This is a genomic window from Actinomycetota bacterium (assembly GCA_035697485.1).
Taxonomy (GTDB): Bacteria; Actinomycetota; UBA4738; order UBA4738; family HRBIN12; genus JAOUEA01.
This window is the reverse complement of sequence record DASSCU010000015.1, coordinates 159,121-177,707: the sequence shown is the minus strand read 5'-3', so window position 1 is coordinate 177,707 and position 18,587 is coordinate 159,121. Positions and strand designations below refer to the sequence as shown.

Here is an 18,587-nt window from a genome sequence, read left to right as displayed (position 1 = left end):
ACGCCGATGCTCGACTCGCTCGCCCTGGCCCGTGCGCTCGCATGTGTGCATCATCGCAGGGGTTGACGGAATGTGCTACTTGTTCGGGTTCGCGGTCGCGGTGCTCTTCGTTCAGCTCGAGGATCGATCCCTGGATCCGCTGGCTCAGTTCCCCGCAGACTCCCCAGGTCCGCATTGCTCCCTCCGTCGCGATCGCCCGACGCGGAAGCAGGCGACCGGTCGCTACGCGCTCTTCGTCGAGGGCCCACCGAGGTAGGCCTCGATCACGGCCGGGTCCTCCGCGATCTCGCGCGGCAGGCCCAGGGCGATCGTGCGTCCCTGATCGAGGACCTGGATGCGGTCGCACAGCTTCATGATCAGCCGCAGGTCGTGATCGACGACGACGACTGAGCAGTCGAGGCTCGACCGGATGCGCCGGATGTTCTCGAGCAGCTCGTCCGATTCCGTCTCGTTCATGCCTGCCGCGGGCTCGTCCAGCAGGATGAGCGACGGGCGGCGCACCACGGCCCTCGCGATCTCGAGGCGACGTTGCACGCCGTACGGCAGGTTCACGGCCTTCTCGCCTTCGACCGTTCTGAGGCCGAACCAGGCGAGCACGTCGTCGACGGCCGACGCGTCGGTGCCGGGCGAGGAGGCTGCCTCCACGTTCTCCCGCACGGTGAGCTGCCCGAAGAGCCTGATGTTCTGGAATGTGCGCGCCAATCCGAGGTCGGCGACCTGGTGGGGCCTGCGCCCGGCGATCGTGTTCCCGTCGAACGAGATGTCGCCGTCGGAGGGCACGTATATACCCGAGATCACGTTCAGCAACGTGGTCTTGCCTGAGCCGTTGGGTCCGATCAGCCCGAGGATCTCCCCCCGCCGCACCTCGATGTCGACGCCGGCCAATGCGGTCACCCCCTCGAAGTGCTTCGCGACCCTCGCGCCCCGCAGCACAGCCGGCGCGGGCTCGGCCGCCGACGGCTCGAGCATCGTCGTCGCGGCCTCCGCTCGCACCGGGGCGGGTTCCTCGGCCGGAGCTCTGCGTGAACGTCGCTCGGTCGGGGTGAGCCGTCGCAGGAGGTCGTCGATCTCCCATCGGTCGAAGATGCCCTCCGGCCGCAGGGTCAGCGTGACGATGATCAACAGGGCGATCGCGAACTGCACCGTCCCCGTCAGGCGGGGCAGCTCCCACGGACCGATCGCGACGCCCTGCTCCACGCGGGCGAGGGTGTCCGTCAGGAACGTGATGATCGCCGCCCCGGCCACGGCGCCGGTGAGCGACGTACGGCCGCCGATCACGAGCATCGCCAGCAGCGCGAACGTGATCGAGAAGTAGAACTGGTTCGCGTTGAACGCGATCACGCTCTGGGCCCAGAGCGATCCCGCCGCTCCCATCATCGCGGCGCTCAGCAGCCACCCGCCGTACCGGGTGCGCACGACGTTCGTACCGACCGATGCCGAAGAGAGCGGGTCCTCCCGGGTCGCCCTCAAGCGCAGTCCGGCTCCGGATTCCTTGTAGAGGCGTCCGAGCAGCAGGAACACGATGGCAGCCACGGTTGCCACACCGAGCGTGGTCCGCACCGGGATCCCCGCCAGGCCGAGCGATCCACGCGTGAACGTCGTCGCGTTCTGGAAGAACGTGTGCACCATCACCAGCAGCGCCAGCGTGGCCATCGCCATCGTCGATTCGGTCATGCGGATGATGGCGCCGCCGAAGATCGCCGCCACGACGAACGCGGCCAAGGCCGACAGCGCGATCGCGGGGACAAGCCCGAGGTCGGTGGTCGCGAGCGTCGATGGCAACTCGGGCAGTTGCGCGTCCTTGATCACGGAGGGGATCGTGACGAGGGCGGTCGTGTACGCGCCGACGCCCATGAACGCCACGTGTCCGAACGAGACGATGCCACTGTTGCCGATGAACGTCTGGATCGAGACGACGAGCATCACGTTGACGAGGAACATCACGAACGTTCGGCTCGACGACGAGGATCCGAACCACTGCACGAGCGCCATGCCACCGATCAGCAGCAACGAGATCATCGCCGTCCCCCAGAGTGCCGGCCGAAGGCGGTTCCCTGGGATCGGCCCTCTCATACGGCCTCCACCCGCTGCCCGAAGAGCCCTTGCGGCCGCACGTACAGGATCGCGACCACGATCAGCAGCGCGGTGGCCTGGGCGTACGGCAGAAGGGAGCTCGGCAGCAGCGCCTGGAGGAAGACCTCGAGGGTCCCGAGGAAGAACCCTCCGAGCACGGCGCCCCGGAGGTTGCCCAAGCCTCCGATCACCGAGGCGATGAATGCCTGGATCACCGGGACGAAGCCGGTCGCGGGGTTCACCGATGTGGTCCGGGCGATCCAGAGCACGCCGGCGATGCCTGCCAGCAGTCCCGAGATCAGGAACGCCAGTGAGATCACGCGGTTGGCGCGCACACCCAGCAGACGGGCGGTCGTGAAGTCCTGCGACGCCGCGCGCATCGCGAGCCCGGACCGTGACCGGCGCATGAACGTCGTGAGGGCCAGGAGCGAGATCGCGCCGATCGAGGCCGTGATGATCGAGAGTACGCTGATCCGCACCGGTCCGAGCTGTACGGCCTCGTCGAACAGCTCCGGTACCGGGATGCCGCGCGAGCGCACCGACACGGCCTGACGGAACGCGCCCTGGATCAGCTGCGCCACCGCGAACGACGTGAAGAGCAACGAAACGAAGCTCGCGTTGCGCAACGGCCGGAACGCGATCAACTCCATCAGCACCGAGGAGACGCCGGCCGCGATCACCCCGACCAGGGCGACCACGAAGAACGGCGCGCCGAGATAGGTGGCGGCGAGCATCGAGTAGCCGGTGATCGTGACGAGCTCGCCGTAGGCGAAGTTCAGCATGCCCAGCACGCCGTAGACCATCGAGAGTCCGAGTGCGAGCAACGCGTAGATGCTGCCGAGCGACAATGCGTTGACGAGCTGCTGGACGAACTCAGAGGGACTCACGGCGTCACCTCACCCCGCCTGACTGATGCCCAGGTACGACCGTTCCAGCTCACCTTCGACGAGCTGGTCGGTCGGGCCGGACGCGACGACCGAGCCCACCGAGAGCACGTATGCCCGATCGGCGATCTCGAGCGCACGGTGCACGTTCTGTTCCACGAGCAGCACGGTGACGCCCTCGGCTCGCAGTTGCTGGATCAGCTCGAAGATGCGGTCCACGAAGATCGGCGCCAGGCCGAGCGACGGCTCGTCGAGGAGCAGCATGCTCGGACGCGACATCAATGCCCGGGCGATCGCGAGCTGCTGTTGCTCACCTCCCGAGAGTGTGCCCGCGAGCTGCCTTGCGCGCTCCCCGAGGATCGGGAACCTGGCGAGCCATCGATCCGTATCGGCCCGCATCGCATCGTGGTCGGTGCGGGCGATGCCGCCGATCGTGAGATTCTCCTCGACCGTGAGGCTGGGGAAGACGTGTCGACCCTCGGGGACGAGCGCGACACCGCGGCGGAGCACCGCCTCGGGCACGAGGCCGGTCAGCGCGGCTCCGTCGAAGACGACCGAGCCGTGCTGGGGCTTCAGGGCTCCCGCGAGCGTGCGCAGCAGGGTCGTCTTGCCGGCGCCGTTCGGCCCGAGCGCCGCGACGATCTCGCCGGGTCCCACGTCGAGTGAGACGTCGCGGATCGCGACCACGGCGCCGTAGGCCACGGTGAGTCCTTCGACGACGAGCAGGGGGGGACCCCCCTCCGCGGGCTCGGTCCGGTCTTCCCCTCGGTCGTCCGACACGCCTAGACCGGCGGCACGTAGTTCGGGAAGTCCGGCTGCTCGAGGCAGGTGAACTCGGTGCCGTCCATCTGGATCAGGGCCGCCGGCTTGTTCGCACGCCTCGTCTCCTGGTCCATCACGACCTGTCCCGAGATGCCCGTGAAGTCGGTCTGCGCGAGCTGCTCGATGATCGCGGCGGGCTCGGCACTGCCGGCCGTCTCGATCGCGTCGGCCACGAGGTTGACCTCGTCGTACCCGATCACCGCCACGTACGAGCTCGGGTCGGATCCGTTGGCCGTGTTGTAGTCGTCGTAGAACGCCTGCACCTCGGGGTCACCCTCGGCCGTGCAGACCGAGTTCGAGAACGTGAGGCCGTCGATCGCCTTGGCTCCGGCGTCGAGCAGCGCGGCGTCGGCGTTCCCGTCGGTCGAGAGCACAGGCATCGTGAGCCCTGCCTGGCGGAGCTGCCGCAGGAACACCGCGCTGTCCGGCAGGAACATCGGCGTGAAGACCGCGTCGGGAGCCGGGTCGACGTTGGCGAGCTTGGTGACGACCGCCGAGTAGTCGCCCGCGCCGATCTTGTACTGGTCGGTGCCGACGACGGTGCCCCCGCCGTTCTCGAACGCATCCGAGAAGAAGACCGGCAGATCCTTGGTGTACGGGATCTCGTTCGAGCCGATCACGTAGGCCGTCTCGTACCCCTCCGCGAGCGCGTACTCCGCCAGCACGGCCGCCTGGATGTTGTCGCTCATCACGAGCTGGTACGCGCATGCGCCCATGTCGCCGACGAGCGTCGGCGCCGTGCCGAGTCCGGTCGAGATCGGGGTGCCGGCGGCGCACGCGACCGACCCCTCGGCGAGGATGCCGTCGCCCACCGTGCCGATCAGATAGACGGCGCCGTCGTCGATCAGCTGCTGGGTGACCTTGGCCGCCTCAGCCACGTCGTTGCGCATGTCGACCGTCTGGAGCTCGAGCGGACGTCCGAGCACGCCGCCGGTCTCGTTGATCTGGTCGACCGCGAACTGCGCGCCTTCCTGCATTGGAGAGTCGTAGTAGGCCCAGTCGGTCGTGAGGTCGGCAGGGAAGCCGATCACGATCGGATCGCCGGAGGCTTCACCGCTCGCGCTGGCACCTCCACCGTTGTCGCCTCCCTCGTCGGAGGTGCTGCAGGCGGCACCCACCAGACAGAGCACGAACACGAGCGCGACCGATCTCCGAAGCATCCCCCAACCTCCCGGTGCCGACTATCGGGCATTCGTACGCTGGGTTCAGGAACCTGTCAAGCTCGTTACCGCCTTCCCCTTACTTGACGAATGCGTAAGAATCCTGACCCTCGAGGGGAGGGGCCACGCACACCAGCGAGACGATCGGCGAGGAGGTCCGCGAGCGCCTCGGTGAGATGACGCCGGCCGAGCGTCGCGTCGCGCGCACGCTCTTGGCGACGTACCCGACAGCGGGCTTGGAGAGCCTGCCGCAGCTTGCCGAAGGCGCGGGCGTCACCGGGCCGACCGTGCTTCGTTTCGTCCGGAAGATCGGGTTCGAGGGGTATCCGGACTTCCAACGATCGCTCCGCAAGGAGGTGCAGGCGCGTACGGAGGGTCTGTCCTCCCTGTACGAGACCCGGGGGGGTACCCAGGACGACGAGGTCCTCCGCCGAACCCAACACGCCTTCACCCACGCGCTCGACGCCACGCTGACCTCGACCTCGCTCGAGGAGGACCTCGCCCACGTCGTCGCGTTGCTGAGCGATCGGAAGCGTCGCCTCTGGTTCGTCGGCGGCAGGTTCAGTCAGCTCGTGGCGAGCTACCTGTGCCTGCAGCTTCGCATGCTCCGGCCTGGCTGCTCGATGGTGGGAGAGGAACCGGACCGCCGGGTACTCGACAGCATGGAGCTCTCACGCCGCGATGTGCTCTGCCTCTTCGACTACCGAAGGTATCAGCGCGACACGATCGCCTCGGGCACGATCGCGGCCGAGCGGGGAGCTGTCGTCATCGTCTTTACCGACCCGTGGCTCTCGCCGGCGGTCGAGGCGGCTCGTCATGTGCTGATCTCGCATGCCGATTCCGCCTCGCCGTTCGATTCCTTGTTGGGGGCGTTCGCACTCACCGAATTGATCGCGGCCAAGGTCGTGGTTGCGCTCGGCGATGAAGGGCAGGCGCGGGTTGCGGAGCTCGAGGCCGCCCACGGGCGGGTGGACGATCCCATGGCCGCCGAGGGAGGAAGCGTGAAGACGGGGTGAACCGGACGACCGACCCCCGCCACCCGACCGACGCCGCAAGCGTTCAGGCTCGGCTCGAGGAAGCCGGGGTCGCCGCGGTCGTGCTCGGGTTCGTCGACCCATCGATGATCGTGCGCGCGAAGACCGTGCCGATCGCCCGTTTCGTTGACGTCGCCACCTCGGGCGCCGGGCTGTCGACGTTGTTCAACGTGGCGATGTCGAACGATCAGTTCGCACTGCTATCCGGCTACATCGACGGGCCGAGCGGTGACCTTCGGCTGCGACCCGACCCGGCCGCCACCGTGCCGCTCGCCGCCTTGCCCGGGTGGGCGTGGGCGCCGGTCGATCAGTACACGCAAGAGGGCGAGCCCTATCCCGGATGCCCCCGGGCGTTTGCGCGGCGCATGGCGGACGCCCTCACCCAGCGGGGGCTCTCGGTCGACGCGGTCTTCGAGTTCGAGTTCTCGGTCGGGACGCGAGGTGATGGCGGAGACTTCGTTCCCGCCCATGACGGACCCGGCTACAGCGACATCGCGCTCATCCGCAACCACGACTTCGCGCTCGACCTGGTGACCACGATGGAGGCGCAGCGGCTCGGGCTGCAGCAACTGCACCCCGAGTACGCCGACGGCCAGTTCGAGTTGTCGATCGCTCCGCGCGACCCCGTGGCCGCGGCCGATGCCGCGATGGTGGTTCGCCAGACCGTCCGCGCCGTTGCCCGGAGGCACGGTCTCGAGACGTCCTTCGCCCCCCAGGTCGGCCCGGACACGGGCAACGGCGCCCATGTGCACCTCAGCCTCTGGAAGGGTGATCGCAACCTGCTCTCGGGCGGCGAAGGTCCGGCGGGCATGCACGGGCGAGGCGAGGCTTTCGTGGCAGGGATCCTGCATGCGCTGCCGGCGCTCGTCGCCGTGACCGTGCCGACCTGCCTCGGCTACCAGCGGCTGCAGCCTCACCATTGGTCGGGAGCGATGCAATGCTGGGGCACGGAGAACCGAGAGGCCGCCCTGCGGTTCATCGCCGGTACGACCGAGGCGACCGCGGGGGCGGCGAACGTCGAGGTCAAACCGGTCGACGGCACCGCCAACCCGTACCTGGCGGTCGGTGCGCTCCTCGCGGCGGCCATGCACGGGCTCGATGAGGGTGATCGCCTGCCGCCATCGACCGAGGAAGACCCCGACGGGCTCCCCGACCAGGTCAAGGCGGAACGAGGGGTTCGACAACTCCCGGCCTCGCTGTCGGAGGCCGCGGCGGAGCTCGCCGGTTCGTCGGTGCTGCGCGAGGCGATGGGGGACTTCCTGTTCGAGACGTTCCTCGCGACCCGGCGTGGGGAGGTCGAGCAGTACGCAGGGTTCGACGACGACGAGCTGATCCGCCGCCTGCGTTGGCGGTTCTGAGCGGGACCCCGGTCCCAGGAAGTGAGCGCGATCATGGCACGAGTGGACCTCGCCGGCGCCGACGTGATCGACGCGCACTGCCATCCGTTCCGGAGCCAGGACCTGCTCGACCGTGAGCCCAGGACCTTCGAGACGCGGTGCATGTTCCTCGGTACCGCTCTGCTCTCTTCGAACCACGCGAACCTCGAGGCGGCGGCGTTCGTGGAGGAGATGACCGACTCAACGATGTTCGGGTTGGCGCTTCGCCGGTGGATCGCGAGGCACCTCGGCTGCGAGCCCACGAAGGAGGCGGTCGTTGCCGCACGCGACGCAGCACTTCGCGCAGATCCGCCTGGCTACGTGCGCGGGTTGCTGGAGTCCGAGGACATCGTCGCAGTGGTCGCGGACGAAGGATATCCACAGCCGACGATCACGCGCGAGGAGTTCGAGTCGGCGCTCGGCGGCGTGCCGGTGCACCGCGTGGGCCGAATCGAGCCCTGGATCGTCGAAGCCAGGGAGGAGGGTTCGTTCGACGGAACGGTGCAGCGCTTCGAGGAGATCGCGAACATCGCGGCGGACGATTCGCGCTTGATCGGATTCAAGACGATCATCGCCTACCGCACCGGCCTGGACATCACCGACCCGTCAACGGGCGATGCAGGAGCGGCATACGAACGCTGGCGCGCCGACGGCTGGCGTGAGACCCGGGACAACGCCAAGGCGGTTCGCGACTTCCTGCTCCGGCGGGCGTTCGTGATCGCGAAGGAGCGTGACCGCGTGTTCCACGTCCACGTGGGGGCGGGTGATCCCGACGTGAACCTCACGCACGCGAAGCCACAGGATGCGTTCTCCTTCTTCGTCGAGCACCAGGACCAGCCGATCCTGATGATCCATTCCGGCTGGCCCTGGGTCGCCGAGGCGACCTATATCCCCACCGTGCTGCCGAACGTCTACATGGACCTCTCAGAGCTGGTGCCGTGGGGGTGGGGCCAGATCGACTGGTCCCTCGAGATGATCCTCGGCTCGGTGCCGGCGGCGAAGGTCGTGCACGGGTGCGACGAGTCGTCGGAACCCGAGATGTTTCCGGTCTCCGCACGCCTGGTGAGGGAAGCGCTCGAGCGCGTGCTCGGCTCGTTCGTCGATCGTGACTTCCTCTCCGTCGACGACGCTGAGTCGATCGGCCGGGGCGTGCTCGCGGGCAACGTGCGGACGTTGCACGGCATCTGATGGCCGGTTCATACCACGCGATCGTCGTCGGCGGCGGGCACAACGGGCTCGTGGCGGGTGCCTACCTCGCGAAGGCGGGTGCTCAGACCGTCGTGTTGGAAGCGCGCTCGAAGGTCGGCGGTGCGGTCGACACGAGCGCGCCGTTCCCCAACCACCCCGAGATCAGCGTCTCGACCTACTCGTACGTGATGTCGCTGATGCCGGCGTTCATCATCGAGGAGCTCGGGCTCACGCGGCACGGCTACCACGTGACACCGTTCGGGCCGTACTACCAGGCCTTCCCCGACGGACGTTCCATCAGCATCTACGGCGACGATGCCGAGAAGACGTACGCCTCGGTCGCTCGCTTCTCCGTCAAGGACGCCGAGACGCTCCCCGAGTACGAAGCGTGGATACACGGCATCACCGAGGTGGTCGGGCCGCTGCTGCATCGGGTGCCGCCCAACGTGGGGTCGATGTCGTTCGGCGACCTCCTGGCCCAGTCGAAGGCTGGGTGGACGATGCGTCAGCTCGGAACCCGTGGCATCGCCGACGCGACGCGCCTGTTCACGATGAGCCTCTCCGAGTTGCTGGATCGATGGTTCGAGTCCGAGCAGATGAAGACGATCATGATGGTCGACGGCCTGATCGGACAGTGGTCCGGGCCCGACGAGCCGGGCACCGCCTACGTGCTGCTGCACCACGCGATCGGCGGCGTCGGCGGCGGGGAGAGTCACACCGTCAACTGGGGCTTCCCCCGCGGCGGCATGGGCTCGGTGGCCGACGCGATGCGCGACGCCGCGACGTCCTACGGCTGCGAGATCAGGACCGAGGCGCGAGTCCGGCGGATCCTCGTGGAGGACGGTCGGGCGGTCGGGGTGGCGCTGGAGTCGGGGGAGGAGCTCCGCGCGCCGATCGTCGTGAGCTGTATCCATCCGAAGATCGCGTTCCTCGAGTTGATCGAACGGGCCCAGCTTCCCGAGGATTTCGTCTTCGATATCGAGTCGTGGAAATCGCGATCGGGCGTCGTGAAGATCAACCTGGCGATGAGTGAGCTCCCCGACTTCAGCGCCGACCCCGGCACCGACCTCCAGGATCACCACACGGGCTCGGTCGAGCTCTGCCTCTCGCGCGAGTACGCGGAGCGCGCGTTCCAGGACGCCCACCTGGAGCATCGGGCGGCGACCGCGCCCTTCGTCGATGGAGCGATCCCCACGACGATCGACACCGACCTCGCGCCGGAGGGCGTGCAGGTCTTCTCGATGTTCAGCCAGTGGGTGCCCCACGAGTGGAACGCGGAGCCGCACCGCGACGAGCTCGAGGCGTTTGCCGATCGGGCGATCGATGGCTACACGGAACTGGCGCCGAACTTCCGCGATGCGGTGATCGATCGCCAGGTGATCGGTCCCTTCGACATGGAGCAGGAGCTCGGGCTGGTCGGCGGGAACATCTTCCATGGGGAGCTGACGGTCGATCAGCTCTTCCACATGCGACCGTCGCCCGGATACGCCGATTACCGCACCCCGATCGCCGGTCTCTACCACGGCTCGTCTGCCACCCATGCTGGGGGAGGCGTCAACGGGGTTCCGGGCTGGCAGGCATACCGCGCGGCCCGAGCGGATCACCGGCGACGTGGGGCAAGAATCCGCCGCCGGCGCTGAGCGCCGACCTGCACGGACGGTGGCGGGGCGGGGGCACGAACGGCACGAGCCGGCCGCCGCGATGCCGGTCACACGGGGGCGCCGCGCGGCACGGACCCTGCCGAGCTGGAAGATGGCCCCCGCCCCACTCGACGGTGACTGAGCGTTCGATCGGCGTCAAACGCGCTGTTCGCACACGCCGCCGGACGCTCGCTCCGGGCGACCTGCCGGTTGCGTACCCTGCGGGGGAGCGATCAAGAGGGGGAGCAGATGCGCGCGATCCGCATCCACGAGCAGGGCGATCCGGACGTCATGGTCATGGAGGACGTCGAACGACCGGAACCGGCCGAGGGCGAGGCCCTGGTCGGTCTCGACGCCGCGGGCGTGAACATGATCGACGTCCAGCAGCGCTCGGGCGCGTATTCGGTGCCGCTGCCGTACACCCCCGGTACCGAGGGAGCCGGCGAGGTGCTCGAGGTCGGCCCTGGGGTCCAGGACGTGGCAGTCGGCGACCGCGTGGCGTTCGCGATGGTGCCCGGCGCCTACGCGGACGCGGCCGTCGTTCCCGCGGGCCGTCTCGTGCCGGTTCCCGAGGGAATCTCGACGGAGAGCGCGGCGACCGTGCTGCTGCAGGGCATGACGGCGCATTTCCTGGTCGAGTCGATCGCGCCTCTCGAGGCGGGTGACGTCGTCGTGGTCCACTCGGCGGCCGGTGGCGTGGGGTTGCTGCTCACCCAGATGGCATCGGCGAGGGGGCTGCGCGTGGTCGGCACGACGTCGACCGAGGCCAAGGCGGAACTCGCCGCGGGCGCGGGGGCATCCGACGTCGTGGTCAGGGGCACGCGGGACCTCGGCGAGGTCGTTCGGGCCCAGGGTGCGGGGATCGGTGCCCGGGTCGTCTTCGACTCGATCGGCAAGGACACGTTCGAGGACAGCCTCGTCTCGCTCGCCCGGCGCGGCACCCTCGTGGTGTTCGGCCAATCGAGCGGGCCCGTGCCGCCGTTCGACCTCCGCCGACTGCAACCCCCCGGCTCGGTCTTCCTCACCCGTCCCGGCCTCGCCGACTACACCGCGACCCGCGACGAGCTCCTGGAACGGGCCGGCGCAGTGTTCTCGATGATGACGAGCGGCGAACTCGACGTGCGCGTGCACGAGCGGTTCCCCCTGGAACGCGCCGCCGACGCGCACCGTGCGCTGGCGAGCGGCACCACCTCGGGCAAGCTCCTGCTCGTCACCGGCCGCTGAGTCCGCTCCTCCCCATCCGTCGGGTCGCTTGACAAAGCTAATGACCTTAGCCACACTGCATCCATGAAGCTAATGACGTTAGCCAAAGCCGAGCACGGTCAACGCCACGAGGAGGAAGCCATCATGAGCAGCGCGACCACCGATGGCCCCCGAGCCACCGCGTACCTGGCCCGTCCCGAGGGACGGATCGCCTACGACGTCACGGGCGAGGGTCCGCTCGTCGTCTGCGCGCCCGGGCTCGGCGATCTGCGATCGGTCTACCGCTTCCTGATACCGGGCCTGGTCGACGCAGGCTACCGGGTCGCGACGATGGACCTGCGCGGCCACGGAGACAGCGACGCCACGTTCTCGTCGTACGACGATGTCGCCGCCGGCAGCGACATGCTGGCGCTGACCGAGCACCTCGGCGGCCCGGCCGTCCTCGTCGGCAACTCGATGGCCGCAGGAGCGGCGGTGTGGGCGTCCGTCGAGCGTCCCGACCTCGTCCGCGGGCTCGTGCTCGTCGGCCCGTTCGTCCGCGACATCCCGCCCGGGCTCCCGGCGAAGCTGGCCCTCCGCGTCGGGCTCCGCAAGCCCTGGGGCCCGACGGTGTGGAACGCGTACTACGCGAAGGTCCACCCCGGACGGCCGCCGGCGGACCTGCCGGCGCACCTGGCGCGTATCGGCGAGAGCCTCCGTCGTCCCGGACATTGGCGGGCGTTCGTCGCCACCACCCACACGTCGCACGCGCCAGCGGAGGCGAGACTCGGCGACGTGCGGGCCCCGACGCTCGTGGTGATGGGTGAACGCGATGCCGACTTCCCCGACCCGGCCGCGGAGGCGCACCTGATCGCCGATCGCCTGCGTGGACGCGTCGTGATCGTGCCGGACGCCGGCCACTACCCCCAGGCGGAGTACCCGGAGATCGTCACACCGCAGGTCGTCGCGTTCCTGGCCGAGGCGACCGGGCGTGCCTAGAGCGGGGCTCTCGCGGGAGGTCGTCGTCGCCGAGGCGGCGCGGGTCGCGGACGAGGTCGGGTACGACCGGCTCACCCTCGCGGCGGTGGCCACGCGCCTCGGCGTCGCGGTGCCCAGCCTCTACAAGCACGTCGACGGCCTGGGCGAACTGCGTCGCGACCTCACCGTGCTGGCGCTGCGCGAGCTCGGCATCGCGCTCGCGTCGGCCGTCGAACGGCATGGCGTCGACGGACTGCGGGCCGTCGCCGACGCGTACCGCGGGTACGCGCGTTCGCACCCGGGCCGGTACGCGTCCACCCTCCGGGCGGTCGACCCTCACGATCACGACGCGGGTGCGGCGAGTCGCGACCTGCTGCAGACCGTGTTCTCGATGCTCGCCCGATACGGACTCAGCGGGGACGATGCGATCGACGCGACCCGGTCCCTGCGGGCCGCCTTGCACGGCTTCGTCTCGCTCGAGGCCGTCGGCGGGTTCGGCATGCCACGCGACGTCGACCGGTCGTTCGCGCGGCTGGTGCAGATCCTCGACACCGCGTTCCTCGACTGGCGTCCCGAGCGCCGGTCCTCGTGAAGCCGGGACGTTCGCAGGGGCTCCACACTCGCGCGGGGCGGCTACCGTGGCTGGGGGAGCGAGGCAGCCATGGACATCGTCGAGCGGGCGGTCCGCGTCGGGGTCTCGGACCGGGTGGCGGGCTCGGGCGAGATCGAGGGCGACCTTCGGTTGCCCCACGACGCTCGCGGCCTCGTGCTCTTCGCCCACGGCAGCGGCAGCAGCCGTCACAGCCCGAGGAACCGCATGGTGGCCGGGGCGCTCAATGTCGATGGGCTCGCGACGTTGCTCTTCGACCTGCTGACCTCCGCCGAGGAAGCCGTCGACCTGCGGACCGGGCATCTGCGGTTCGATATCCCCCTGCTCGCCGAGCGACTGCTGGTCGCCGGTGACGCGATCGCCGATCGCCCGGACACCGCCGGTCTGCCGGTCGGGACGTTCGGCGCGAGCACCGGCGCCGCGGCCGCGCTCGTCGCGGCGGCAGAGCGCCCCACCTCGGTGCGCACCGTCGTGTCGCGAGGTGGACGGCCCGACCTCGCCGGCGATGCCCTCCCGCGCGTGCAGGTGCCGACCCTGTTGATCGTGGGGAGCCTCGACCACGAGGTGCTCGGCATGAACCGAGATGCGGCGGCCCGCATGACCTGTGAGGTCGAGATCGCCGTGATCCCCGGCGCCACGCACCTGTTCGAGGAACCCGGCACGCTCGATGAGGTCGCTCGCCTGGCTTCCGACTGGTTCACGCGTCGGCTCGCCAGGTGACGCACCGACGGCGTCGAGACTTCACACGACCGTTACGTCGCATGCCTGTCGCTGCGACGACCCCGCTCGTAGCCTCGATGCATGACTTCCTCCATGGGCATCTATCAAGGCGACGAACGGTCCGAACGCGCGGTGCTGGCGTTGGTCGCGCACGACGAGAAGAAGGACGACCTGCTCCAGCTCGCGGCTCGCCACCGTTCGACGCTTGCGAACCTGCGGCTGATCGCGACCGGACACACGGGTGGACAGATCGCCGAGACCCTCGGCCTCGAGGTGGATCGCGTCCACAGCGGACCCGAGGGCGGCGACCTCGAGATCGGTGCCCGCATCGTGTCGGGCGACGTCGACGCCGTGGTGTTCCTCCGCGACCCGTTGACCTCACACCCCCACGAGCCCGACATCCAGGCGCTGTTGAAGGTATGCGACATCCATGGGGTGCCGCTGGCGACGAACCTGGCGTCGGCCGAGATCCTCTTGCGCTCGCTCTCCCAGGCGATGTGGTGGGGCCGCAGCGCTGCCGAGTCCGTGCTCGCGGGCGCCTGAGGCGAGGCGCGACCGCGCGGTCTCAGTAACCGGGTCTCCGGGCCTCCTCGACGACGGCATCGCCCGAGGCATCGACCACGAACCACACGTCGCCGACGCCCTGGCCCTCGACGTCGCCGGGCGCCTGGTCCGACGCGAAGGAGTAGAGAGGCTGGCCGCCATAGGTGACCTGCACCTCCCCGTCGTCGCGCTCGGTGGTACCGAGCAGCGACTCGTCGACCCCCGCACCGGCCGACGGCGCGTCGTCGATCAGCGCCGGCCACGAGGTGGCGCAGTCGTCGTAGCACGTGCTCGACCCGTCGGTGTCGGCCTCGAACAGGTAGAGGGTCATGCCGTCAGCATCGACGAGGATCGAGCCGAGGTCGGACTTCGCGAGCCGCAGCGTGGCAGTCTCCTCGGCGGGGCTCTCGTCGGTCGAGGGGCTCGCCTCAGTCGGTCCGTTGCCCCCGGCAGCTCCGTCGCCGCCATCGTCGCCGCACGCGGCGAGCAGCAACGTCAGCCCCAGCCCGATCGCGACCGAGCGCTTCCCGATCCCCATCGTGGCGTCTCCCTTCGCTCCGTGGTCCGTCGTGGCGTCGGAGGGGATACGGGCGATCGCCGAGCCGGGTTCACCGCCGTCGTGAACCGAGTTCCCCCCCGCACCGTACCCTCGTCACGGCGATGGGTACCGCGCGGTTCGATCTCGACGAGACCGGCATCAGGGCTGCCTATGCTGCCCACGCCGGCGAGATGTTCGGCTTCGCGATGCGCTCGTTGAACGACCGCGGGCTTGCCGAGGAAGCCGTGCAGGAGACGTTCGTCCGGGCGTGGCGCTTCGGCGATCGGTTCGATCCCGAGCTCGGCACCGTGCGTGGATGGCTCTTCGCGATCCTCCGGCACGTGGTGATCGACATCGCGAGGGCCCGTGCGATCTGGCCGGAGCCGGCGACCGACGAGGCGCTCCAGCGCGCCGCCGACGGCGTCGCGTCGCCCGAGGACCGGCTCGAGCAAGCGCTGCTGGCCTGGCAGATCGAGGAGGCGCTCCGCCGTATCGGCGACGATCACCGCCACGTCGTGCTCGAGACCTATTTCCGGCGGCGCCCGTACGCGGAGGTGGCCGCCGAGCTCGGGATCCCCGAGGGGACCGTGAAGAGCCGGGTGTACTACGCGCTGCGCGCGCTTCGCCTGACGTTGGAGGAGATGGGGTGGGATGACGTCGCGACCCGATGACCACGTGCGGCCGCTGCTGGGCGCCTTCGTGCTCGGGCATCTCGAGCCCGCCGAGGAGAGTGCCGTCCGTGGGCACCTCGACGTCTGTCGAGCGTGCCGGCGCGACGCCGCCGAGCTTGCCCCCGTGGCCGACCTGCTGCCGTTGGCCGACCCCGAGCGCATCGGAACGACCGCGGGATCAGAACCGCCGCGCGAGATGCTCGACGCGGTGCTCGGGCGCATCGAGCGCGAGCGCCGCTTACGGGACCGTGGCCGGCGCCGCTCGGTCGGGGTGCGGGTCGCGGCGGTCGCGGCGGCGCTGGCGATCGTGACGGTGTTCGCCACGATCGCCTCGGATCCGTCCGAGCCGCGAGGCGGCGAGGTCGTCGCGATGGTGGCCGCGCAACCCGGCGTGATCGGCGAGGCCGTCGTCCACGAGGACGCGCGGAGCACCTGGGTCGAGCTGACGACGTCGGGGCTCGCCGCCGGCGAGACCTACGCGGTCTGGCTCGAGGAGGTCGGCACGGGGGCTCGCGCCCCGCTCGGCACCTTCGTCGGTGTCGAGGGCCACCTCTACATCAGCCTGTACTCGACCCTGCCTCGGGAGCGCGCCACCGCGGTCGGCGTCAGCACGCCCGACGGAGACACCGTGATGGAAGGCACGATCCCGGCCCTCACGGCCTCCTGATCACCGGTGGCGGGCCGCGGTGTCCCCGAGAAGAGAAAGAGTGACAGGAACACCGGTTCCGGGTTGACCCCCCGCCGGGGTTCCGCGTATCTTCCGTCACGAGAAACCGCTGGGGCCCTCGGGTTCCGGCGGTTTCTCACTTTCCGGGCCCGTCTCCAGGAGCGAACGTGCGTACCTCGTTGTTCGGCGCGCTGATGCTCGCGCTCGTCGCGGCCACGTTGCCCGTCGCGGGCGCCCACGCGCAGAGCCTTCCGGAGGCCCTCGAAGGCTGCTACCGCCCCGACGCGCCCCGCCGCTTCCAGCGCCAGGTTCGCACGGCGATCCGCGTCTCGGGGGACCTGCCGAGGGCGTGGGCCGACTCGCCCGAGATCGCGAAGATCGTCTGTTGGCAGGGGTCCGGGTTCCGGACCGACTCCCGCACGGTCGGCGGCGCCCGCTTCGTGTGGCGTGGCCTCTTCGCCATGACCGTGGAGGAGATGCAGACGATCGTCGGCACCTGGATGACCGCCGACCGCAGCGCGCTGCGGCTGCAGGTGACGTGCTTCAAGTGGGGGTGGGCCGAGTGTCCGAACACGATCGCGAACACGGCGTGGGCCCAGCAGCTGATCGCGGGGCTCCGTTGGATCTGGTTGAACCACGGCACGCCGACGGCCGCGTGGGCCCATATCAAGGCCACCGGCCGCTTCAACTCGCTGCCGCGCCCGGGCACGGTGGACCGACCCAGCCGCGAGCCGTTCCGACGGTGTCCGGTCACGGGTCCCGTCTACTACGACGACGACTTCGGCGACCGCAGGACGGTCGGGGGCTACCACCCGCACTGGGGCAACGACGTCGCCGCCCCGACCGGACGCGCGATCGTGGCGCCGTTCGACGGGTACGCGATCGCGCACCGCGACTCGTGGTTCGCCGGGCTGTACGTGACGGTGATCGGTGAGCACGGCTACGTTCGCAACGTGCATCTGAGCCGCGTCGGGAAGCTCGGCGCCGTGCGCACCGGGGACGTGGTCGGCTACGTGGGGGCGTCGGGTGACGCCCGCGGTCCGCACGACCACTTCGAGTGGCATCCATGGGCGCTGACGCGGACGCTGCACCGGGCGCCGTCGGGGCATCGACGCGTGATGGACGCGATCGACCCGTATCCGCTCCTCAACCGGGCGTGTCGCGCCGATCGTCTCGCGCTCGCGCCGCCCTACGCGGAGGAACCGCTCGAGCGATGATCGAGCCGAGCGGTTCGTCAGATGGTCTCGTTCAGCGCGCGATCGCGTCGCGTTCGAGCGGGCAGCTCATGCATCGCGGGCCGCCGCGGCCGCGGCCGAGCTCTTCGCCGTCGATCGTGATCACCTCGATGCCCCCGTCGCGCAGGCGGTGGTTCGTGTCGACGTTGCGTTCGTAGGCCACGACGACGCCCGGCGCGATCGCGAGCACGTTGTTGCCGTCGTCCCATTGCTCGCGCTCGGCCTGGAACCGGTCGCCCCCGGTCTCGAACTGACGGATCCTCGGCACGTCGAGCGCCCGCGCGATCGCGTCAAAGAGGTCGTCAGACTCCTCCACGGTGAGCCCGGTTCGACCCGGGGTGACCACGTAGGTCGTCATCGCGTCGCGCGCGTCGGGGAAGACGGTGAACGCGTCGACGTCGAGCATCGTGAGCACCGTGTCGAGATGCATGCTCGACCGCTGCGAGGGGATCTCGACCGCGATCACCTGCGTCGCGGCCTCGGCCTGGAAGAGCCGCTGCGCCAGCAGCTCGACGGCGGCCGGATGCGTCCGCTCTCCCATGCCGATGAGCACCGCACCGTTGCCGATCACCAGGGCGTCGCCGCCTTCCAGGAACATCGGCCCCGCCCCGTCGCTCCACACCTCGAAGTCGGCGCCGGCGAACATCGGGTGATGGTCGTAGACGGCCTGCAGGTGCAGCGACTCCCGGATGCGCGCCGGCATCGCCATCGTGTTGATCGAGACGCCAGCGTAGATCCACGCCGACGTGTCGCGCATGAACAACGTGTTGGGAAGCGGCGCCGCGACGTACCCGCGACCCATACGCGCCACGATGCTGTCGCTGGTGAACGGCAGCTCATCGAACGTCACCCCGGCCACCAGGTGCTGGGCGAGGTCGGGCGAGGCGAGGGCCATCAGCCACTCGCGCACCTCGGGCCCGAGCGTGGGGCCGAGCAGGTCGGGGTCGAGGTGCTGCACGAGATCGGCCCGCACGTCGGGCTCCTCGAGCACGTCGGCGAGCAGGTCGTCGAGGTAGACGATCTCGACGCCGCGTGAGGAGAGGGCCTCGGCGAACGCGTCGTGCTCCTCCCGCGCCCGGCCGACCCACAGCACACCGTCGAAGAGCAGCTCCCGAGCGGTGCCCGGCGTCAGCCGCTGCAGCTCGAGTCCCGGTCGGTGCAGCATCACCCGGCGCAGCCGGCCGACCTCGGACCCCACGTAGCAGCGGGGGACGGGGTCCGGTGCGGCGGCCTCGGTCACGGCCAGAGGCTACACCCCGTCCGTCG

The 18,587-nt window shown here is 69.7% G+C and carries 18 protein-coding genes; 12 read left to right on the top strand and 6 right to left on the bottom strand.

Annotated elements, in window-relative coordinates; genetic code table 11:
• Positions 1-222: 222 nt before the first annotated feature.
• The 4 genes from VFI59_03970 to VFI59_03955 are packed head-to-tail and all read right to left on the bottom strand — an operon-like array spanning position 223 to position 4,939.
• Positions 223-2,019 carry a branched-chain amino acid ABC transporter ATP-binding protein/permease gene (locus VFI59_03970; protein ID HET6712848.1) on the bottom strand — a complete coding sequence of 599 codons (1,797 nt, stop codon included), beginning with the start codon at positions 2,017-2,019 and terminating at the stop codon, positions 223-225.
• Positions 2,020-2,069: 50 nt separating this feature from the next.
• Positions 2,070-2,960 (bottom strand): branched-chain amino acid ABC transporter permease, encoded by an 891-nt coding sequence (locus VFI59_03965; protein HET6712847.1) that lies wholly within the window; start codon positions 2,958-2,960, stop codon positions 2,070-2,072.
• A 9-nt stretch (positions 2,961-2,969) separates the two neighbouring features.
• Positions 2,970-3,737, bottom strand: a complete 768-nt coding sequence (locus tag VFI59_03960) for an ABC transporter ATP-binding protein (GenBank protein HET6712846.1) — start codon at positions 3,735-3,737, stop codon at positions 2,970-2,972.
• 2 nt (positions 3,738-3,739) lie between these two features.
• Positions 3,740-4,939: an ABC transporter substrate-binding protein gene (locus VFI59_03955; protein ID HET6712845.1), complete on the bottom strand. Its 1,200-nt coding sequence runs from the start codon at positions 4,937-4,939 to the stop codon at positions 3,740-3,742.
• 143 nt (positions 4,940-5,082) lie between these two features.
• Between VFI59_03955 and VFI59_03950 the strand changes: the two genes are divergently transcribed.
• The 9 genes from VFI59_03950 to VFI59_03910 all read left to right on the top strand — a co-directional run bounded on the left by VFI59_03950 (position 5,083) and on the right by VFI59_03910 (position 14,210).
• Complete coding sequence (locus tag VFI59_03950; protein HET6712844.1) at positions 5,083-5,955, top strand: MurR/RpiR family transcriptional regulator; 873 nt, start codon at positions 5,083-5,085, stop codon at positions 5,953-5,955.
• Positions 5,952-7,331, top strand: coding sequence for a glutamine synthetase family protein (locus tag VFI59_03945; GenBank protein HET6712843.1), 1,380 nt, complete (start codon positions 5,952-5,954; stop codon positions 7,329-7,331). The genes VFI59_03950 and VFI59_03945 overlap by 4 nt, the downstream gene beginning before the upstream one ends.
• 33 nt (positions 7,332-7,364) lie before the next feature.
• Positions 7,365-8,537 carry an amidohydrolase family protein gene (locus VFI59_03940; protein HET6712842.1) on the top strand — a complete coding sequence of 391 codons (1,173 nt, stop codon included), beginning with the start codon at positions 7,365-7,367 and terminating at the stop codon, positions 8,535-8,537.
• Entirely contained in the window at positions 8,537-10,177 is a 1,641-nt protein-coding gene (locus VFI59_03935; protein ID HET6712841.1) for an NAD(P)/FAD-dependent oxidoreductase, read from the top strand. The genes VFI59_03940 and VFI59_03935 overlap by 1 nt, the downstream gene beginning before the upstream one ends.
• 249 nt (positions 10,178-10,426) lie before the next feature.
• Complete coding sequence (locus VFI59_03930; protein HET6712840.1) at positions 10,427-11,401, top strand: quinone oxidoreductase; 975 nt, start codon at positions 10,427-10,429, stop codon at positions 11,399-11,401.
• A gap of 123 nt (positions 11,402-11,524) precedes the next feature.
• Complete coding sequence (locus tag VFI59_03925) at positions 11,525-12,358, top strand: alpha/beta hydrolase (protein ID HET6712839.1); 834 nt, start codon at positions 11,525-11,527, stop codon at positions 12,356-12,358.
• Entirely contained in the window at positions 12,351-12,929 is a 579-nt protein-coding gene (locus VFI59_03920; GenBank protein HET6712838.1) for a WHG domain-containing protein, read from the top strand. Before VFI59_03925 ends, VFI59_03920 begins: the two co-directional genes overlap by 8 nt.
• 69 nt (positions 12,930-12,998) lie before the next feature.
• On the top strand, positions 12,999-13,667 hold the full coding sequence (locus VFI59_03915) for a dienelactone hydrolase family protein (GenBank protein ID HET6712837.1): 669 nt from the start codon (positions 12,999-13,001) through the stop codon (positions 13,665-13,667).
• Between the two features lie 81 nt (positions 13,668-13,748).
• Positions 13,749-14,210 carry a methylglyoxal synthase gene (locus VFI59_03910; GenBank protein ID HET6712836.1) on the top strand — a complete coding sequence of 154 codons (462 nt, stop codon included), beginning with the start codon at positions 13,749-13,751 and terminating at the stop codon, positions 14,208-14,210.
• Positions 14,211-14,232: 22 nt separating this feature from the next.
• Here the strand turns inward: VFI59_03910 and VFI59_03905 are convergent, their stop codons facing one another.
• Positions 14,233-14,748: a hypothetical protein gene (locus tag VFI59_03905; GenBank protein ID HET6712835.1), complete on the bottom strand. Its 516-nt coding sequence runs from the start codon at positions 14,746-14,748 to the stop codon at positions 14,233-14,235.
• 122 nt (positions 14,749-14,870) lie between these two features.
• Between VFI59_03905 and VFI59_03900 the strand changes: the two genes are divergently transcribed.
• The 3 genes from VFI59_03900 (at position 14,871) to VFI59_03890 (ending at position 17,303) form a co-directional block, all read left to right on the top strand.
• Entirely contained in the window at positions 14,871-15,419 is a 549-nt protein-coding gene (locus VFI59_03900; GenBank protein HET6712834.1) for a sigma-70 family RNA polymerase sigma factor, read from the top strand.
• Positions 15,400-16,086 (top strand): zf-HC2 domain-containing protein, encoded by a 687-nt coding sequence (locus VFI59_03895; protein ID HET6712833.1) that lies wholly within the window; start codon positions 15,400-15,402, stop codon positions 16,084-16,086. Before VFI59_03900 ends, VFI59_03895 begins: the two co-directional genes overlap by 20 nt.
• A 167-nt stretch (positions 16,087-16,253) precedes the next feature.
• Complete coding sequence (locus VFI59_03890) at positions 16,254-17,303, top strand: M23 family metallopeptidase (protein HET6712832.1); 1,050 nt, start codon at positions 16,254-16,256, stop codon at positions 17,301-17,303.
• A gap of 31 nt (positions 17,304-17,334) precedes the next feature.
• On the opposite strand, the gene VFI59_03885 is transcribed toward VFI59_03890, so the two are convergent.
• A complete protein-coding gene (locus VFI59_03885) occupies positions 17,335-18,561 on the bottom strand; it encodes an arginine deiminase (protein ID HET6712831.1) in 1,227 nt (408 codons plus the stop codon).
• Positions 18,562-18,587 lie beyond the last annotated feature (26 nt).